Origin of the sequence: thiotrophic endosymbiont of Bathymodiolus puteoserpentis (Logatchev), assembly GCF_900127505.1 — a bacterium.
Lineage (GTDB): Bacteria > Pseudomonadota > Gammaproteobacteria > PS1 > Pseudothioglobaceae > Thiodubiliella.
Genome location: NZ_UEXF01000063.1, coordinates 1 through 1,718 on the forward strand (window position 1 = coordinate 1; position 1,718 = coordinate 1,718).

Sequence of the window (1,718 nt, forward strand, 5' to 3'; positions counted from 1 at the left end):
TGTACTCGTTGTGTCGGTTTTGATGTGAATGGCAATGAGTTGTTTATCTAGATAGATAAAGTGTTTATGCTCAGTATTGGTGTTTTGTTTGATTTTTTCATAAACCTTGCCAAAGTATTGAGTGGTGATGGTGGTATTGTCACTGCTTTTTGTTTGTACTTTTTGGTAACGACTTCTATTAGGGGCATAGGTGAAGGTTGTGCTGTCTCCTCCTTTGGTGAATTTCTTGGGCTTGTTAAATGATGTCCAAGTAATAGATTTATTGCCATTTTTGGTCATGTTGCCATTGGCATCGTAAGTGTAGGCTCTGTCTTGGTTGCTGGTATTGGTTTTTAGACCTGTGATTGAATTTGGCGTGTGTGGACGAACACCACTAGCAGCGTTGTAACTGTAATCACCGACATCAGATTTGTTGGTGATGTTGCCATTGATGTCGTATTGATAACCCACTGTATAGCTATAATCAACATTATCAATCTTACCGGTGGTGCTTGACTGGGTTAGGCGGTCTAGGGCGTCATAAGTAAAGCGCTCACTCAAACCTGAGAGGTGGTTTTGTCTTTGCGTGACATTGTCCATCAAGTCGTATTCGTATTCTAGGTTGCGAACTTCATCCACGCTGTTGAAGTTTGATTTGATGGTGTATAGATGACCACTGGCAGGGGAAAAGTCTTGCTCTGTTGAAAGGCCATTGCCTACTATGTGTCCTGTTAAACGCCCTGCTGCATCACGGGATCTGATACGGTAGAAATAGACATTATTCGTATCATCAAGCATGGCTTGATAATGATTTTTGTTGCGACTCTTTTGCGTATTGTCTACCACTTGCTTCCAATGGGCTGCTTCTTGGGTGGCTTGATCAGCGTGTTCTATCAGGATTTCTGCATAATCATCATATTCATCAGCTATTTGATTTGCCAGTATTTGCCTTTCTTCGCCTTGAGAATTTAAATAGTTTTGTGCTTGTTTGGTTAGTCTTTCTGCGATATCAGAATAAAGAGCTTTGTTTCTTTGGGCAACAAGGGGTGTAGAGCCAAAGCCTATAGATGCTTTCATGCTAGCGTTGTCAGCTAAACTCTTAAAATATTGTGCTTTTTGTTCTAATTTATTGCTAATTTCATCAAGTAAATCTGCATTGTCTCTTAATGCTTGTGCGTCTTCGCTTAATAAATCTGAGCCTTTTAAGAGCTTTGTAGAAAGTTTTTTGTAGTGCTCTGAATAAGCATTATATTTGGATATTTTTATTTCTAATTTATTGGCTTGCTCGGTTGCCTTCTGTGTATTAGCCGTACTTTGTTCTAACAACTTGCTTAAATACTCCCAATCATAATCGGTAATTTGGGCTTTAGGTGCGCGCTTAGCCATGAGGTAGCCATATTGATTGTAGACATTCTCTACCTTGAAGTTTTGCGGACGAGTTTGGACGCTAAGGCGTGAATAACGGTCATAGGTGTTTGTGGTGGTGAGTGTCTCTCCATTGACGGTTAGGGTGGTTGATTTGACCCTGCCAAGTGCATCATAACTTAACTCTTTTTTATAACCATTTGGACCCTTGACAATAGAGAGTTTACCAGTGCCATTTGATTTGGTGTCGTAAGTCCAGGTGCTACTGCCTTCCGCTTCTGTTCTTTGGGTTATTCTGCCGAGTTTGTCGTAGGTCATGGTGCTGGTTTGTCCTTTGGCATCGGTTTGGCTGATAAGTTTGCCTAGGGTGTTGG

The 1,718-nt window shown here is 41.0% G+C and carries 1 protein-coding gene; it reads right to left on the reverse strand.

Annotation, left to right across the window (positions count from 1 at the left end):
- Positions 1-1,718 (reverse strand): RHS repeat domain-containing protein (locus tag BHECKSOX2_RS07880; protein WP_483444636.1); only part of this gene is annotated, 1,718 nt, incomplete at both ends.